The sequence below is a fragment of the Xanthobacteraceae bacterium genome, from assembly GCA_019454205.1.
GTDB lineage: Bacteria > Pseudomonadota > Alphaproteobacteria > Rhizobiales > Xanthobacteraceae.
Map to the genome: position 1 here is coordinate 311,576 of CP075369.1, position 17,021 is coordinate 328,596.

The following is a 17,021-nucleotide window of genomic DNA, read 5'->3' on the forward strand; positions in this document are numbered from 1 at the left end:
CTAGTACGGAAAGCCGTTCGCCTTCGCGATCACGTCCGCGGTCAAACCCGCGAACAGCAAAAGCCCCGCGTCGCGGTTCGCGCGAAACAGTTTCAGGCAATAGGCCGGATTGTCGGCGTCGAGCGTCCGCACCTGCCATGCCAGATGCATCGCGAACGCTGCCAGTCCCGCGAACGAAAGAACGCCGCCGCCGGAGAACGCAATGGCGACCCCGGCAAGGATAACGGTGCCCGCGTACAAAATCGCGATGGCGCTTCGGGTCTGTTCGCCGAACAGCCGCGCCGAGGATTTCACGCCGATGATCGCATCGTCGCGCCGGTCCTGGTGCGCGTAGATCGTGTCGTAGCCGATCACCCACAAAATTGTGCCCGCATATAAAACGAGCGGACGCCAGTCGAGGCTGCCGAACACGGCCGCCCATCCCATCAGCGCCCCCCACGAGAAGGCGAGGCCGAGCACGAACTGCGGCATCGAAATCACGCGTTTCGCGAGCGGATAGATCGCGACAATGAGCAGCGAAGAAATACCGACGAGAATCGCGAATCGGTTCATCAGCAGCAGAACCGCAAGCCCCACGAATGAAAGTAAGATAGCGAATGCAAAAGCCGCTTTCGCGCTAACCTGCCCGGAAGGGATCGGGCGGCTTTTCGTGCGTTCGACCTGCGCGTCGATCTTGCGGTCGAGGATATCATTCCATGTGGTGCCCGCACCGCGCATGACGATTGCGCCGATCAGGAACAGAACGAGCAGTTTGAAATCCGGCCACGGCGCACGTTGTGCGAGCGCGGCCATCGCCGTCGACCACCAGCACGGCAACAACAAAAGCCACCAGCCGATAGGCCGGTCGATACGCGCAAGGCGGAGATAGGGCTGCGCCCATGCGGGCGCGCTGCGGTCCACCCAGTTGCCGGTCGAGTCGGCAACCGGTGCCGCGGCTGGCTTCATCGTTGCAGGACGTTGCCGGAAAGCGTGTCGAAGATGCCGCCACCCGACTGCGGCGTTTCAGGCGTGGAGCCGGTGCCGGTGGTAAGCGCGCCACTGAGGCCCTGGCTCGGCGGCGGCGGTGTCGCTGTGGTCTGGTTGGCGGCGGCCGCACAAATCTTGGTCTTCATTTCGTTGGTGCGCTCGCGGCTTTTCTTCAGGCCGTCCGCTGCATTTGCGGGAATGCCGCACTCCTGCGCTTTCGTTTCGAGAAAGCGGATCATTTTGACTTCGGCATTGGAATAGCTGGTGATGCGCGCGCAGAGTTCTTTAGCGGACATCTTCTTTTTGCTGGCGACCTGCAGCGCATTGCCTTTGGCCTGCAGATCGGTCCGCAGCGGCTCGAACTGCGCCTGACAGGGGTGCTGTTGCTGCTGTTGCGGGGCAGGGGTCATCATCTGCGCCTGCGCGTTCATGGCGCGCTCGCCCGTTGCGATCAGCAGCAGGGTCACGATCAGCGCAAGCGATATGCGAGCGAACATGCGGTGCCGGTCCGGTTGTGGTGCCAAGGCGTAACAAAAGGCATCGACTTGGGGCAATATCGCGGCGAAAACGCCGTTAACCGCCCAAACCCGCGGAGATTTGATTGGCAAAGTACGATTTCCGCACACAACGGCTCTTTGTGGAGGCCCCTCTCGCCGCAGCGCAAGAAATCGAGGCCGTCCCGGAGCAGGCCCATTATCTGCGCAATGTGCTGCGGTTGGCTGACGGCAGCCCGTTACTCCTTTTCAACGGGCGGGACGGCGAATGGCTGGCGAGCGCGGCACTGACCGGAAAACGCGGCGTCCTGCTCAGGCCCGAACGACAAACCCGCCCGCAGCCTGAAACCTTCGGGCCGGTTTATGCGTTTGCTCCCATCAAGCAGGCCCGGCTCGATTACATGGTCCAGAAGGCGGTCGAAATGGGAGCTTCCCGGCTTTCTCCCGTCATCACCCAGCACACGCAGGTAACGCGCTTGAACCAGGAACGGATGCAGGCGAATGCGGTCGAAGCCGCCGAGCAGTGCGGCATCCTCGCGATTCCGCAGGTCGACGCGCCGCTCGCATTCGAGCGCTGGTGCGATTCGCTGAACGCGTCGCAGACGATCGTCTTCTGCGATGAGGAGGGCGAGGGCGCGCCACTTGATGTATTGCAAGCCGCACCGCGTGAAGGACTGGCGGTACTGGTCGGTCCCGAAGGCGGCTTTTCGGACCGCGAACGCGAAACGCTGCTCGCGCGAAAGAATGTAATTCGTCTGTCGCTCGGTCCGCGCATTTTGCGCGCCGATACCGCAGCTGTTGCCGCGCTTGCGCTGGTTCAGGCGGCACGCGGCGACTGGCGTTGACGCGGCGCGCTGTTTCCCCGAAACAACGAGGCATCATGACCAACGAATATAGCTTCGGCATCGAGGAAGAATATTTCGTCGTTCATGCCGAGACCAAGGCAGTGCAGCGTCGAATGCCTTCGGCATTTCTTGCTGCGCTGAAGACAGGTCTCGGCGGTTCGGTAATGCGCGAGATGCTGCAATCGCAGATCGAGGTTGCAACGCAACCTTCGACTGACTTCGGTGAAGCCGCGCGCGAATTGCGCGCGCTGCGCAGGAATGTTGGCGCCATCGCCGCCGAGTTCGACCTTGCCTTCATCGCCTCCGGCACGCATCCCACCGCGGCATGGACTTCCGCGCGGCAGACCGAAGCCATGCGCTACGACGGCATGATGCAGGATTTGCAGATGCTGGCCGAGCGCAACATGCTGTGCGGCCTGCACGTGCACGTGGAGTTGCCGGACCCGTCGCGGCGCGTGGAAATCATGCGCCGCGTTACGCCTTTCGTTCCGTATTTCATCGCGCTCGCGACTTCGTCGCCGTTCTGGAATTCGCGCCGCACCGGCCTGATGGGCTATCGCCTCGCGGCCTACGACGAGTTGCCGCGCACCGGCCTGCCGCCGCTGTTCCAGAGCGACGCCGATTTCGAATCCTACAAGCAGGCGCTGATCGATGCGCGCGTGATGCCGGACGGCAGCTACCTCTGGTGGGCGATCCGTCCGTCCGAAGCGCACCCGACGCTGGAATTGCGCGCGCCCGACAGTTGCACGCGCGTGGAAGACGCCATCGGCATCGCAGCGCTCTATCGTGCGCTGGTCCGCCATCTGTTCGAGAATGCGGACTTGAATGCGAAGGTGACGCCGGTCGACCACGCCATTGCCGCCGAAAACAAGTGGCGCGCGCAGCGCTACGGCATCCACGGCAGTTTCGTGGATCGCGACGCCGGCCGCGCGGTGCCGATCGGCGAGGCGGTGCGCGCGCTGCTGGCCCGCGTCAGGGACGATGCCGTGGCGCTCGGCTGCGAAGCGCAACTGAAGCGGGTCGAAACGATTCTCGCCGAAGGCACCAGTGCCGACGCGCAGATCACGGTATTCAGCGAGGCGGAGGCCCGGACCAGAAGCCGCGGCGAAGCGCTGAAAGCCGTGAAGAACTGGCTTGCCGCGACGTCCGCGCAGTAATGCGCAGCCCGCATGACCGCTGCCGTTGGCGGCGGTCGCATCACTCCTGTATGGTCCGCGACCTTTCAATTCCGGCTTCCCCTGCATGGCCCGCGACCAGACCGATACGACGCCGATCGAATCTCGCGACGAACTCGTCGCCTGGATCGCGGCGGGAGAGAAACCGGCAAGCCAATTCCGTGTCGGTACCGAGCACGAGAAAATTCCGTTCCGCGTCGCCGACCGCTCGCCGGTCGCCTACGAGGGCCGCCGTGGCATCCGCGCATTGCTGGAAGGGATGCAATTGCTCCTCGGCTGGGAGCCGATCCTCGAAGGCCGCACGCTGATCGGCCTCGCCGATGTCACGGGCGGCGGCGCGATCTCGCTGGAGCCGGGCGGACAATTCGAACTTTCCGGCGCGCCGCTCGAAAACATCCACCGCACCTGCGCCGAACTCCACGCGCATCTCGCGCAACTGCGCCAGATCGCGGAGCCGCTCGGCATCGGCTTTCTCGGCATCGGCATGTCTCCGCAATGGACGCGAGCCGAAACGCCGGTGATGCCGAAAGGACGCTACAAGATCATGTCGAACTACATGCCGAAGGTCGGCACGCTCGGCATCGACATGATGTTCCGTACCTGCACCGTGCAGGCCAATCTCGATTTTCTGTCCGAAGCCGACATGGTGAAGAAGCTGCGCGTGTCGCTTGCGTTGCAGCCGATCGCGACCGCGCTGTTCGCGAACTCGCCCTTCACCGAAGGCAAGCCGAATGGATTTCTTTCGTTCCGCTCGCATGTCTGGGAAGATACCGACAACGCCCGCGCCGGCATGTTGCCCTTCGCATTCGAGGACGGCATGGGCTACGAGCGCTACGTCGATTACGCACTCGATGTGCCGATGTATTTCATCAAGCGCGGCGACGAATATATCGACGTCGCCGGTTCCTCGTTCCGCGACCTGCTGGCCGGAAATCATCCGGGCCTGCCGGGCGGCCGCGCCACCGTTTCGGATTGGGCCAATCACCTCAGCACGATTTTTCCGGAAGTGCGCCTCAAGCGTTATCTGGAAATGCGCGGCGCGGATGCGGGACCGACCGACCGGCTCTGCGCGCTTCCGGCATACTGGGTCGGTATTCTGTACGACAACGCTTCCCTCGACGCGGCCTACGAGATGACGAAAGGCTGGAGCGAGGAGCAGCGTGAGGCGCTCCGCCACGACGTGCCGAAACTCGGCCTGAACGCGAAGATCGGTGGCAAGACCGTCCGCGAGATCGCGGGCGAAACCGTGGACCTGGCGAGGAACGGCCTGAAGCGCCGCGGGCACAAGCTCTACGACGGCCGCGACGAATCCACCTATCTCGAACCGCTCGAAGACGCAGTCGAGCGCGGCAGGACCCCCGCGGAAGATTTACTTGCCCGCTACGAAGGCGAGTGGGCACATTCCGTAGAGCCGGTATTCAAGGCACTCGCATACTGACGGGGACGATCATGCGCAGACGCGACTTTCTCGCAGCCACGTTTGCAGCATTGGCGGTTCAGGCGGCCCCCGCAACGATGCGCCCGGCCGCCGCGCAGGCGCAGAAGCGGCGCTTCATCGACGTGCATTGTCATCTGTTCAATGCGCACGACCTGCCGATCCGGGGCTTTCTCGAACAGGTCGTCCTGCCCGCCGATCACAAACACGCGAAACAGGTCAAGATGCACGAGTCGACCTTTCGCGAACTGACCAAAATCCTGATCGACTTCATCCGCCACGACACGCCGACCCCGAAGAAAGAAGAATTGCTGCTGACCGAAATCGCGAACCGAAGCGCGATGGCGCCGACCCGCGCCATGCGCGAGGTCAGCGAGCGCGAATTGATGAGAACGATTCTGCGCGAAATCTGGTGGCCGAAGGAAACGCAGGACAAGATACGCATGCGCGTCGGCGGCAACTACATTTCCGGCGTTGCGCTGATCCAGATCAAGAGGGAAATCCTGGGCGAGATTTTCAAGGATCTGAAACCGGATCGCGAGAACGATCCGACCATGCTGGAGATCACGCCGGATTACGCCGCCGACCAGTTGTATGAAAGCAATGGCCCGCTCGGCCGCGGTTTCCGCTGGGCGATGCTGTTCATCCGTAATCGTTTCGAACTGGTAGACAACCTGCATGCTTTGCATCAGGGACGCACCGAATTGCTCACGCCCGCGCTGGTCGATCTCTCGCTCTGGGTGGGCGACGAGGATCACCATTCGATCCACGATCAGATGCAGGTACTGGAACAGATTTCGCTGAGGCCGCAAGGCGTGCGCGTGCACGGTTTCATTCCATTCTGTCCGCTGCGGCAGGCGACGCATTTCCAGCGCCGCCGCATGGAAGTCGAGCCAATCAAGACGGTGAAGGACGCCATCGGCGAAGGCGACAAGCCCGGCAAGGGGTTCATCGGCGTGAAGCTGTATCCGCCGATGGGTTTTCGTCCCGCAGCGAACGCGAAACTCGGCGACCGCTTTCCGAAACGCACGGCGCTCGCGGTTCTGAAAGAAGAGACCGGAGAGAAGATCGACGCCGCGTTGTGGGACTTGTTCGGCTGGTGCGCGGCAAACGATGTACCGGTGATGGCCCACTGCAACAATTCCTATGGCTCTGCGCCGGGCTATGCCGAACGCTCGCATCCGAAATACTGGCGGCCTGTCCTCGAAAATCCGGAGCGCAGCAGGTTGCGTCTCAACCTCGCGCATTTCGGCGACTTCGATGAAGCCTTCGATAAGGGAAAGCTGAAACCAAAAGGCGTCGAACAGTCCTGGGAATGGGAAGTCGGGCGCATGTGGGAGGATTTCCCGGACGCGAAGATTTACGCCGACATCAGCTATTTTTCGGAAATCTACGAAAACAGCGGCCACCGCCGCGACGTCGCGCGCTTGCTTGCGCAGTTTCGCGAGCGGTTCCCGATGGCCGCGAAGCGCCTGATGTACGGCAGCGACTGGATGATGGTCGGGCTGGAGGAAAAATTCTCGAACCGCTACCCCGACGACATCGCCGAATTCCTGCGCCGCGATGCTGGCTTCGGCAACGCAGAGCTGGACGACATTCTGTTCGGCAACGCCGCGGATTTTCTGGGCCTGCGGACGGCCGACAAGGAGAGGGGCACGCGCGGGCGGCTGGAGCGTTTCTACGCATTCCACAACCTCGATGCCGGGTGGCTAGAGAAGTTCGCGTAAAGCCATGCGCCGGGCGCACTCCTAATTCCGGGCAAGGCAGGCTAGGCAGGCGCGTGCGCGCAACGCTTCATTTGCCGGAACATCTCCTTTCATGACGCCATCCCGCCTGACCGCAAAGGATTTCATCCTCTACGCCACCGTCGTCCTGCTCTGGGGCGCGAGCTGGCTACCATTGCGCCTGCAACTCGGCGTGGTCTCGCCGGAAGTGTCCGGCGTATGGCGCTTTCTGCTCGGCGGGCTGATCGTATCGGGCTGGGTCATCCTCAGCGGCGGCCGCGTGCGCTTCCCGCTGCAGGACCATCTGCGCTTCGTGGTTCTGGGACTGACGATGTTCTCGGCGAACTTCCTGTCCGCCTATTACGCCGGCTTCCATTTGCACGGCGGCGCGCTGGCGCTCTTGTTTTCGCTGACCGCGGTGATGAACCCGCTTTACGCGGCCGCACTCGGCCGGGGCGGGCTGAACGTTCGCGTACTGGCAGGTGCTGCGCTCGGCGTCGCGGGACTGGCTTTTCTGTTCGGGCACGAATTCGCGGCCGCGACCGCCGCCAGCGGCGCGGCGGTTGGCGTGATGCTGATGCTGCTTTCCACCTTCACGTTCTCCACCGGCAACATGTTCTCGACCGCGTTCCAGTCGCGCGGACTTCCGGTAATGTCCGCGAATGCGTGGTCGATGCTCTACGGCGCGGCGTTTCTCGCGCTGTTTTCGCTGTTCCGCGGCCAGCCGTTCATCATCGAGTGGAGCGCGCGTTACGTGCTCTCGATCCTCTGGCTCGCGATTGCAGGAACCGCGATCGGATTCTTTGCGTATGTCACGCTGCTGGGCCGCATCGGCGCGGGGCGCACCGGCTATGTCACGGTGCTGATGCCGGTGGTCGCGCTGCTGCTCTCGACGCTGTTCGAGAATTACGAATGGACGCTGGCGGGCGTGATCGGCGTCGTCCTCGTGCTGGCCGGAAACGCAATCGTCCTGTCCGCGCCCGCGCGGAAATAATCAGTTCGCGGCGGGCGGGCCTTCTTTCTTGATCGCTTCCGCCGCTTCCGGGTTCAGCGCGGCGGACTGACGGCTCGGCTTCTGCAACGGCGCAGGTTGCACCTTCGCGCGTTGCTGATGCATCTTTTCCAGACCGTCCGAAAGCGAACCCGTGCGCTGCAACTCCAGCCGCTCCAGATCGCGGCGGCGAATGTCTTCGACCACTTCCTGCGCAGTCATGCCATCCACGCCGAGTTCTTCCAGCGTCGCGCGGCCGAACGAAAGCGCGGATTCGAAGATTTCACGGATCTGGAAATCGACGTTCTTGTCGAGCAGCTCCAGCGTATGCCGCCGGTCGAACGAACGGGCGAATACTTTCGTATTCAGGAAATCCGCCTTCATCAGTTCGACGATCTTGGTGGTCTGCTCCGGCTTGTCGATGCAGATGCAGACCACGTCAGCGCGCTCCGCGCCCGCCGCGCGCAGCACGTCGAGCCGCGTGCCGTCGCCATAATAAATCTTGAAACCGAAATCGGCCGCCGCCTGGATCATCTCGACGTCGTTGTCGATGATGGTGATGTCCGTGCCCTGCGCGAGCAGGCATTGCGACGTGACCTGCCCGAACCGGCCGAAGCCGATGATGAGGACGCGGCCGGAGAGATCGTCGGCAACGTCGATACCGTCCATCGACACTTTCTCTTTCGGCAGTATCCAGCGCAGCGAGATCATCAGGAGCGGTGTCAGCGCCATCGATACGATGACCGCGGCAGTCAGGAGCGCATTGACACTGGTCTGGAAAATTCCGGCCTGCGTCGCGGCCGAATACAAGACGAACGCAAATTCGCCGCCCTGCGCCATCAGTGCCGCGCGGTAGATGCCTTCGTTGTGGTTCACGCGGAACAGCCGCGCGATGCTGTAGATGCCGATCATCTTCGCGGCCATGTAGGCCCCGGTGCCGAGCAGGATCAGCGGCCACTGCTTCGCCATGAGCGTGAGGTCGAGCGACATGCCGACGCCCATGAAGAACAGGCCGAGCAGGATGCCGCGGAACGGTTCGATGTCCGCTTCGAGTTCATGCCGGAACACGGATTCGGAAAGCAGCACGCCCGCGAGGAACGCGCCGAGCGCCATCGACAATCCACCGAGTTGCATCAGCAGCGCTGCGCCGAGCACGACGAGCAGCGCCGCCGCCGTCATCACCTCGCGCGCATTCGAGGCCGCGAGAATCCGGAAGAACGGATTGAGCAGCCAGACGCCTGCCGCGATGAGAAGTCCGAGCGTCCCGATCGCAATGCCGGCCGACTGCCAGTAACCGCCCGCGCTGCTTGCGCCTGCACCCGGCGCGAGCAGTACGACAAGCGCGAGCAGCGGCACGATGGCGAGGTCTTCGAGCAGCAGGATGGAGACGACACGCTGGCCTTGCGGAGAAGAGACTTCGTGACGCTCTTCGAGAATCTGCATCGCAATTGCGGTGGAGGAGAGGGTGAAACCCATCGCCGCGAAAAAGGCGACCAATGGCGTGAGGCCGAAGCCGAGACCCACGATGGTCAGCAAGCCGCCGCAGGTCAGCACCTGCGCCGCGCCAAGCCCGAAAATCTCGCGGCGCAGATTCCATAGCCGCGAAGGCTGCATCTCCAGCCCGATCACAAACAGGAACATCACCACGCCGAGTTCGGCGATGTGAAGGATCGCCTGCGGATCGGTGAACAGGCCCAGCCCGAACGGTCCGATGGCGAGACCGGCGGCCAGATAGGCGAGCACCGAACCGAGGCCGAGCCGCCTGAAAATGGGCACGGCGACCACGCCCGCGCCCAGCAGCGCGACCACTTTCACCAGTTCGTTTGCGTGTTGTACTTCGGCCGCCATAATTTTGATCCCGTGTTCGCTCGACTTTCCCGCATGCGCCGTCCCGCGCGCAAGCGCGAAGCCTTACCCGCGAGCCGGGGCAGGGAAAGGGACAGGCGCCGTCAGGGCAGCTTGTCGAATCCGGCGCTGAAACCGGAGAGGCTCAGCGGCACGCCGATCCCTTCTTCCGCTGTCTGATAGATCAGGAACAATGCCTGCTTGCCGCTTTTCAGTTGGCCGATGAGCTTGTCATCCATGATGACCTCGGCGACGCAGCCGGTCGGCATGCAACGCACGAAGCCGGCGGAGCCGATGTCGGTCTGGTCGATGCGCAGGCCAAGTCCCTTCGGCAGCAGCACGCCGAGCGGGACCAGAATCCGCATCAGCCTGTTCTTCTGGTCGGCGGTCTTCAGGATGATGACGGTGAGGCCGACATTCGGACGGTCTTCGGCGGTGACGCTCTGAATCAGCGCGCATTGCTCGCCGGGGGCGCCCGGAGGGGTCTCGCAGCGAATCTGCCAGTCGTTGTGGACTGAACGCACGATGCCCTGCGCAGAGGCGGAGACGGTAGCGAGCGCGAGGAGCGCTCCCGCGGCGGCAATACGCACCATACGGGCTACGGTCAGGGAGACGGGCATCGCACCTTCCAGCTCCGGCGAATCGCCGGAGGTTTATGCATTTCCGAGGATGTCAGCGGGTACATCGCCGTCCCGCCATGTCAAGAATGGGGCGGAATTCTTGAGGATTCGGTCTGGGCCGTTGCGGCGGGGTTTGGGGTATGGTTCATCTGCCCTCCATAGGCCGGAAGGCCCAAGGAAACGGGCGAAATGCGCGGCAATGGGCCGCCTTCGGCATCGTTCCGGGGGCTGGCGACCGGTGGTAGTTTGGCGGCAGTTTTCTAGGCGGCCGGGGTGGCGGCCGGAAACACGATCCGAAGATGGGGTTGCAATGACGACGAAGGCTCTGGGCGCAGTTTGGAAATTTTTAGCGGCGGCTCTCGCGGTGGTACCGGCGCTTCTCTTGGCCCAGCCGGCGTCCGCGAGCATGGGTCAGCCCTCGCCGTGGCAGCTCAACTTCCAGGACGCGGCTTCGCCGATCATGGAGCAGATCCATGGTTTCCACTGGTGGCTGCTCATCATCTCCACGCTGATCACGCTGTTCGTGCTGGTGCTCCTGATCATCGTGTTTGTCCGCTTTAACGAGAAGGCGAACCCGGTTCCGTCCACCACGACCCATCACACCATGCTCGAAGTCGCATGGACCGTGATCCCGGTCATTATTCTGGTCGCGATTGCGATTCCCTCGTTCCGCCTGCTGTTCGATCAGCTCACGATCCCGAAGGCGGACATCACCGTGAAGGCGACCGGCACCGGCGCCTGGACCTGGAAATACGAATATCCGGACCACGGCAATTTCGAATTCATCTCCTCGCTCGTGCAGGACAAGGATTTGAAGCCGGGCCAGCCGCGCCTGCTCACCGTCGATAACGAACTTGTCGTGCCGGTGAACAAGATCGTGCGCGTGCAGGTGACGGCGGAAGGCATTCTCCATGCGTTCGCGGTGCCGTCCTTCGGCGTGAAGATCGACGCCGTCCCCGGCCGCCTGAACGAGACCTGGTTCAAGGCGACTCGCACCGGCTGGTTCTACGGCCAGTGTTCTGAACTGTGCGGCATCAACCACGCTTACATGCCGATCGCGGTTCGCGTCGTGTCGGAAGAAGAATTCGCGAAGTGGCTGGAAGAGGCGAAGAAGAAATACGCCGACAATCCCGAACCGAACCCGGCGCTCGTCGCCGACGTGAAACAATAAGCGCGGCAACGCGGCAAGTATCGAGGCACTGCAATGGCGAAAGCGGCAGCAACCCATCACGACGATCACCACGACGACCACACGCCGTCCGGCTGGCGCCGGTGGATGTATTCCACCAACCACAAGGACATCGGCACGCTCTACCTGTGGGCGGCGATTTTCGCCGGCGTGCTGGGCGGATTGCTTTCGGTCGCCATGCGCCTGGAGCTGATGCATCCGGGCCTGCAATATTTCCCGAATGCGCACGTCTTCAACTCGTTCGTGACCGCGCACGGCCTGATCATGGTGTTCTTCATGATCATGCCCGCGCTGATCGGCGGCTTCGGCAACTGGTTCGTTCCGCTGATGATCGGCGCGCCGGACATGGCGTTCCCGCGCATGAACAACATTTCGTTCTGGCTGCTGATCGCCGCGCTGATCCTGCTCGTCACTTCGATGTTCGTTCCCGGCCCGTCGGGCAATAACGGCTTCGGCGGCGGCTGGACGGCGTATCCGCCGCTCTCCTCGAAGGCGGGCCACCCCGGACCGGCGATGGATCTCGCGATCTTCTCGCTGCATCTCGCGGGCGCTTCCTCGATCCTCGGTGCGATCAACTTCATCACCACGATCTTCAACATGCGCGCGCCGGGCATGACCCTGCACAAGATGCCGCTGTTCGTCTGGTCGGTGCTGGTGACCGCGTTCCTGCTGCTGCTCTCGCTGCCGGTTCTCGCCGGCGCGATCACGATGCTGCTGACCGACCGTAACTTCGGCACCACGTTCTTCGATCCGAAGGGCGGCGGCGATCCGATCCTGTACCAGCATCTGTTCTGGTTCTTCGGTCACCCCGAAGTCTACATTCTCATTCTGCCGGCCTTCGGCATCATCTCGCAGATCATCTCGACCTTCTCGAAGAAGCCGATCTTCGGCTACCTCGGCATGGCCTACGCAATGGTCGCGATCGGCGTCGTCGGCTTCGTCGTGTGGGCGCACCACATGTATACGGTGGGCATGTCCTCGACCGCGCAGGCGTACTTCATGGTCGCCACCATGGTGATCGCGGTGCCGACCGGCGTGAAGATCTTCTCCTGGATCGCGACCATGTGGGGCGGCTCGATCCGCTTCACCGCGCCGATGATGTTCTCGGTGGGCCTGATCTTCCTGTTCACACTCGGCGGCGTGACGGGCGTGATCCTGTCGAACGCGGGCGTGGATCGCGCCTTCCACGACACCTACTACGTCGTTGCGCACTTCCACTACACGATGTCGCTGGGCGCGACCTTCGGCATCTTCGCGGGGTGGTATTACTGGTTCCCGAAGATGTTCGGCTACATGTATTCGGAGTCGCTCGCCAAGCTGCACTTCTGGCTGACCTTCATCGGCGTGAACACCATCTTCTTCCCGCAGCACTTCCTCGGCCTCGCCGGCATGCCGCGCCGTTACGCGGACTATCCGGACGCCTATGCGGGCTGGAACTTCCTGTCGTCGATCGGCGCCTACATTTCGCTCGCGGGTCTGGTCGTGTTCTTCATCACGATCGTCCATGCCTTCTCGCGCAAGGAGAAGGCCGCCGACAATCCGTGGGGTGTCGGCGCGACCACGCTGGAGTGGACCGTTTCCTCGCCGCCGCCGTTCCATACCTTCGACCGGCTGCCGCAGGTGAAGTGAATTCCGGCAATCTGCCGGGCTGGTAAGCCGGCGGGCTTAGGCTCCGCCATCTCAGGTCGGCTTTCGCCGACTTGAGCATTTTAGATAAGCCGATGCCGGATAAACCCGGCATCGGTTGCGCTGGAAGGAAGACGCCGGTTCGCCTTCCTTGGAGTTAGTCAAAGTCGAACTGATCGAAAACGATGTCGCTGATTTCTGAAGAACGCATCTCGCGCGCCGAAAGCCTTCCGGGCTTTGCCGGCGTCGAGGACTATTGGGCGTTGCTGAAGCCGCGCGTGATGTCGCTGGTCGTGTTCACCGCGCTGGTCGGCCTAGTCCGCGCGCCCGGCGACATTCATCCGGTACTCGGCTTCGTGGCACTTCTCTGCATCGCGGTCGGCGCAGGTGCATCGGGTGCCCTCAACATGTGGTGGGACGCGGACATCGACGCGCGCATGGACCGCACGCGCACGCGGCCGATCCCTTCCGGCAAGATCGAGCCGGGCGAGGCCATGGTTTTCGGCCTGCTGCTCTCCGGCGCGTCGGTGCTGATGCTCGGCCTCTTGGTCGGCTGGCTGGCTGGCGCGCTGCTCGCCTTCACCATCTTCTTCTATGCCGTGATCTATTCGATGTGGCTGAAGCGTGCGACCGCGCAGAACATCGTGATCGGCGGCGCCGCGGGCGCGCTGCCGCCCGTGATCGGCTGGGCCGCCGTGACCGGCAACGTCACGCTGCAGCCATTGCTTTTGTTCGCGCTGATTTTCGTCTGGACCCCGCCGCACTTCTGGGCGCTCGCGCTCCTGAAGAAGCGCGATTACGAACGCGCCGGCATCCCGATGCTGCCTAACGTCGCGGGCGACGACGAAACCCGCAAGCAGATCCTGCTTTATTCGCTCGTGCTCGCGCCGCTCGCCGTCGCGCCGTATCTGCTCGGCATGACCGGCTGGTTCTACGGCGCGGCCTCCGTTGTACTCGGCGTACTGTTCGTCGCTTTCGCATGGATGGTCTTCCGCCGCCGCGAAGGCGAGACTGCCGAGCGCGCCGCGAAAAACCTGTTCGCCTATTCGATCCTCTATCTCTTTTTGTTGTTCGCCGTGCTGCTGGCGGAAGGCATCGTGAAGTGAACGCCGCCATGAACGACAAAAAAGGCATCGTCCTCACCGAAGAACAGATTAAGCAGCGCAACCGCCGTTCGGTCGCGATAGCGCTGGTGCTTGCGGCGCTGGTCGGGATATTTTTCGTCGTGACCATCGTGAAGCTCGGACCCGCCGCTTTCAAGAAATCCGAAGCGGCCGCGATCTCGGTGCAGGTATGAGCAGCGGGCGCAACATCGATCCCGCGCTCGCGCGCCGTCATCGCAACGTTGCGCTTTCGCTGACCGTGTTCGTCGCCTTCATGGTGGGCGCGTCGTTCGCGGCGGTACCCTTCTACGACTGGTTCTGCCGCACCACCGGGTTCGGCGGCGTGCCGCAGATCGCGACCAGCGCGCCGGAGAAGACGCTGGAGCGCACCATTCGCATCCGCTTCGACGCCAACGTCGCCGGCGTGCCGTGGGAGTTCCAGCCGGAGGTTCGCGAGATCGAAGTGAAGATCGGCGAGACCTTCCTGGTCCATTACTTCGCGACCAACCTCTCGCGCGACGAGACGGTCGGCACCGCGACCTACAACGTCTCGCCGCCGCAGGCGGGCATCTACTTCGCCAAGATGCAGTGCTTCTGCTTCACCGAGCAGCGGCTTGCGCCCGGCGAAAAGATGGCCATGCCGGTAGCCTTTTTCATACAGCCTGCGATCGACGACGATTTCGAAGCGCGGCAGATCAAGACCATCACCCTGTCGTACACGTTCTTCCCGGTGGACAAGCCGAAGCCGCTCGCGGCCACGCCCAAGCCGGAGCGGAACAACTAGGCGGAAGCAAAAACGTCGCCTTGCGGCTGGCCGCGGGGCGCTGATAGAAACGAACGAAATCCGGTTCGGACCGACCCAAGTCGGCTAGAGCCGACCTGGGCTTGAAGATACCGATGTCGGGTAAACCCGGCATCGAGTGGAGAAGAGAAATGGCCGACGCGCACGCGAAACCGCAGCACGACTATCATCTGGTGAACCCCAGCCCGTGGCCGCTCCTTGGTGCGTTCTTCGCGCTGGTGATGGCGGTCGGCACGGTCCTGTGGATGCGCGGCGGCACCTCGCTGATCACGCTCGGTGCGTTCATCGGTCTGCTTTATGTCGCGACCATGTGGTGGCGCGACATCGTGATCGAGGCCGAAACCGGCCATCACACCAAGGTCGTGCAGCTGCATCTGCGCTACGGCATGATCCTGTTCATCGCCTCCGAAGTGATGTTCTTCGTGGCGTGGTTCTGGGCTTATTTCGACGCCGCGCTGTTCCCGAATGAAGTGCATCAGGTCGAGCGCGCGCTCCTCACCGGCGGTCACTGGCCCCCGGCGCCGACCGTGGACTCGAACGCCTTCAAGGGCACGTTCGATCCGTGGCACCTGCCGCTCCTGAACACGCTGATCCTCTTGACCTCCGGCACCACGGTGACGTGGGCGCACCATGCGATGATCGAAGGCAACCGCAAGGAAGTGAAGCAGGCGCTCTGGCTCACTGTTGCGCTCGGCGCGATCTTCACCTGCGTGCAGGCCTACGAATACGCGCACGCCGCGTTCACCTTCGGCGGCCACATCTACGGCGCGACCTTCTTCATGGCGACCGGCTTCCACGGCGTGCACGTGCTGATCGGCACGATCTTCCTCGCCGTCTGCCTGTACCGCGTCTATCTCGGCCACTTCACGCCGACGCATCACTTCGGCTTCGAAGCGGCGGCATGGTACTGGCACTTCGTTGACGTGGTCTGGCTGTTTCTGTTCGTCTGGATTTACGTCTGGGGTGCGGGCACGCCGCTCGCGCACTAACAACGGCCTTTATTGCGGTTTAGCGAGGCGGGTATGGAGCAATCCTCTCGCCCGCTTTCCGTTTCGCCCTATCGTGCGGGACTGTTGTGCCGCTGCCCACGCTGCGGCGAGGGCAAGCTGTTCTCCGGCTACTTGAAACTTGCGCCGCGTTGCGAGAAATGCGGCCTCGATTACACCTTCGCGGATTCCGGCGACGGTCCCGCCGTGTTCGTGATCCTGTTCGGCGGCCTCGTTGCGATGATCTCGGTGCTGGCGGTCGAACTGATCTGGCGTCCTTCATTCTGGGTCCATGCCACGGTGGGCATCGCCGCCGTGCTGGCTTCCACGCTGCTGCCGCTGCGGCTCATCAAGTCGCTTCTGATCGCGCTGCAATTTCATCACGGCGCGGCCGAAGCGAAGATCGAGCGGCTGGAGAAATGAGCGCGCGCGCCGCTGCGATGCGCGGGTTGGTTTTGCCGGGCGTGTTGTCACTCGCCGCGCTCGCCATCCTGATCGCGCTCGGCACATGGCAGATGCAACGCCTGCAATGGAAGGAAGCGCTGATCGCCGCAGCGTCCGCCCGTTCGCGCACGCAGCCGGTCGCGCTGCCGACTGCTGGCGAATGGCGCGCACTCGATCTCGCTTCGCTTGAATATCGCCCAATGATGGCGACCGGCACCTTCCGCCATGAAAACGAAGTGCAGGTTTACACCGTGCTCTCCGAACCCAAGGGCAAGTATTCCGGCGCGGGCTACTGGGTGCTGACGCCGCTCGATCTCGGCAACGGCAATTTCGTCGTCGTCAATCGCGGTTTCGTGCCGCCGGAGTTCAAGGATCCGGCCACGCGCAAGGAGCGCCAGCCCGTGGGCATCGTCACGGTCACGGGATTGCTGCGCGCACCCGAACAGGCCAACGCCTTCACGCCCGCGAACGATGCGGCCCGCGGCGTGTGGTATCGCCGCGACCCTTCGTACATTGCGCAGGCCTTCGGGCTGGCGAACGTCGCGCCGTTCCTCATCGACGCGACCGCCAACTACCGCGCGGGCGACCTGCCGCAGCCGAACGAGACCAAGCTGACCTTCACCAACAACCATCTCGGCTATGCGCTGACGTGGTATGGTCTGGCCTGTACGCTGGTCGGTGTTTTCGGCGCGTTCGCGTGGCAGCGGCTGAAGTCTTCCTGATGCTTGCTTCGCGCCCACCTGCTGCCTAGGGTGCCGCGCTTCAAGGAACCGGAC

At 63.1% G+C, this 17,021-nt stretch carries 17 protein-coding genes; 13 read left to right on the top strand and 4 right to left on the bottom strand.

The features are described 5' to 3' along the window. Together ubiA and KF794_01520 are read right to left on the bottom strand one after the other, a co-directional pair. Positions 1 to 945, bottom strand: a complete 945-nt coding sequence (ubiA, locus tag KF794_01515) for a 4-hydroxybenzoate octaprenyltransferase (GenBank protein ID QYK45419.1) — start codon at positions 943 to 945, stop codon at positions 1 to 3. Beyond that, complete coding sequence (locus KF794_01520; GenBank protein ID QYK45420.1) at positions 942 to 1,463, bottom strand: hypothetical protein; 522 nt, start codon at positions 1,461 to 1,463, stop codon at positions 942 to 944. Before KF794_01520 ends, ubiA begins: the two co-directional genes overlap by 4 nt. 104 nt (positions 1,464 to 1,567) lie before the next feature. On the opposite strand from KF794_01520, the gene KF794_01525 reads away from it, so the two are divergent. The 5 genes from KF794_01525 to KF794_01545 all read left to right on the top strand — a co-directional run bounded on the left by KF794_01525 (position 1,568) and on the right by KF794_01545 (position 7,633). Next, positions 1,568 to 2,305 (top strand): 16S rRNA (uracil(1498)-N(3))-methyltransferase, encoded by a 738-nt coding sequence (locus KF794_01525; protein ID QYK45421.1) that lies wholly within the window; start codon positions 1,568 to 1,570, stop codon positions 2,303 to 2,305. A gap of 35 nt (positions 2,306 to 2,340) precedes the next feature. Next, the gene (locus tag KF794_01530) at positions 2,341 to 3,462 is read left to right on the top strand and encodes a carboxylate-amine ligase (GenBank protein ID QYK45422.1); all 1,122 of its coding nucleotides are present in this window, start codon (positions 2,341 to 2,343) and stop codon (positions 3,460 to 3,462) included. 85 nt (positions 3,463 to 3,547) lie between these two features. Continuing rightward, positions 3,548 to 4,918 carry a glutamate--cysteine ligase gene (locus KF794_01535; GenBank protein ID QYK45423.1) on the top strand — a complete coding sequence of 457 codons (1,371 nt, stop codon included), beginning with the start codon at positions 3,548 to 3,550 and terminating at the stop codon, positions 4,916 to 4,918. An 11-nt stretch (positions 4,919 to 4,929) separates the two neighbouring features. Beyond that, the gene (locus tag KF794_01540; protein QYK45424.1) at positions 4,930 to 6,642 is read left to right on the top strand and encodes an amidohydrolase family protein; all 1,713 of its coding nucleotides are present in this window, start codon (positions 4,930 to 4,932) and stop codon (positions 6,640 to 6,642) included. Between the two features lie 106 nt (positions 6,643 to 6,748). Then, the gene (locus tag KF794_01545) at positions 6,749 to 7,633 is read left to right on the top strand and encodes a DMT family transporter (protein ID QYK46542.1); all 885 of its coding nucleotides are present in this window, start codon (positions 6,749 to 6,751) and stop codon (positions 7,631 to 7,633) included. Here the strand turns inward: KF794_01545 and KF794_01550 are convergent, their stop codons facing one another. Both KF794_01550 and KF794_01555 read right to left on the bottom strand, forming a co-directional pair. Continuing rightward, complete coding sequence (locus tag KF794_01550) at positions 7,634 to 9,478, bottom strand: monovalent cation:proton antiporter-2 (CPA2) family protein (GenBank protein QYK45425.1); 1,845 nt, start codon at positions 9,476 to 9,478, stop codon at positions 7,634 to 7,636. 101 nt (positions 9,479 to 9,579) lie between these two features. Continuing rightward, on the bottom strand, positions 9,580 to 10,095 hold the full coding sequence (locus KF794_01555; protein QYK45426.1) for an invasion associated locus B family protein: 516 nt from the start codon (positions 10,093 to 10,095) through the stop codon (positions 9,580 to 9,582). A gap of 310 nt (positions 10,096 to 10,405) precedes the next feature. On the opposite strand from KF794_01555, the gene coxB reads away from it, so the two are divergent. From coxB to KF794_01595, 8 genes are all read left to right on the top strand, one after another. After that, the gene (coxB, locus tag KF794_01560; protein ID QYK45427.1) at positions 10,406 to 11,266 is read left to right on the top strand and encodes a cytochrome c oxidase subunit II; all 861 of its coding nucleotides are present in this window, start codon (positions 10,406 to 10,408) and stop codon (positions 11,264 to 11,266) included. Between the two features lie 33 nt (positions 11,267 to 11,299). After that, the gene (ctaD, locus tag KF794_01565) at positions 11,300 to 12,913 is read left to right on the top strand and encodes a cytochrome c oxidase subunit I (GenBank protein QYK45428.1); all 1,614 of its coding nucleotides are present in this window, start codon (positions 11,300 to 11,302) and stop codon (positions 12,911 to 12,913) included. Positions 12,914 to 13,095: 182 nt separating this feature from the next. Next, positions 13,096 to 14,016, top strand: coding sequence for a heme o synthase (locus KF794_01570; protein QYK45429.1), 921 nt, complete (start codon positions 13,096 to 13,098; stop codon positions 14,014 to 14,016). 8 nt (positions 14,017 to 14,024) lie between these two features. Further along, positions 14,025 to 14,207 (top strand): hypothetical protein, encoded by a 183-nt coding sequence (locus KF794_01575; GenBank protein QYK45430.1) that lies wholly within the window; start codon positions 14,025 to 14,027, stop codon positions 14,205 to 14,207. Beyond that, positions 14,204 to 14,797 (top strand): cytochrome c oxidase assembly protein, encoded by a 594-nt coding sequence (locus tag KF794_01580; GenBank protein QYK45431.1) that lies wholly within the window; start codon positions 14,204 to 14,206, stop codon positions 14,795 to 14,797. Before KF794_01575 ends, KF794_01580 begins: the two co-directional genes overlap by 4 nt. A gap of 149 nt (positions 14,798 to 14,946) precedes the next feature. Next, positions 14,947 to 15,804: a cytochrome c oxidase subunit 3 gene (locus tag KF794_01585; GenBank protein ID QYK45432.1), complete on the top strand. Its 858-nt coding sequence runs from the start codon at positions 14,947 to 14,949 to the stop codon at positions 15,802 to 15,804. Positions 15,805 to 15,837: 33 nt separating this feature from the next. Next, positions 15,838 to 16,224, top strand: a complete 387-nt coding sequence (locus KF794_01590) for a DUF983 domain-containing protein (GenBank protein QYK45433.1) — start codon at positions 15,838 to 15,840, stop codon at positions 16,222 to 16,224. Continuing rightward, entirely contained in the window at positions 16,221 to 16,967 is a 747-nt protein-coding gene (locus tag KF794_01595) for an SURF1 family protein (protein ID QYK45434.1), read from the top strand. The genes KF794_01590 and KF794_01595 overlap by 4 nt, the downstream gene beginning before the upstream one ends. The last annotated feature ends 54 nt before the right edge of the window (positions 16,968 to 17,021 follow it).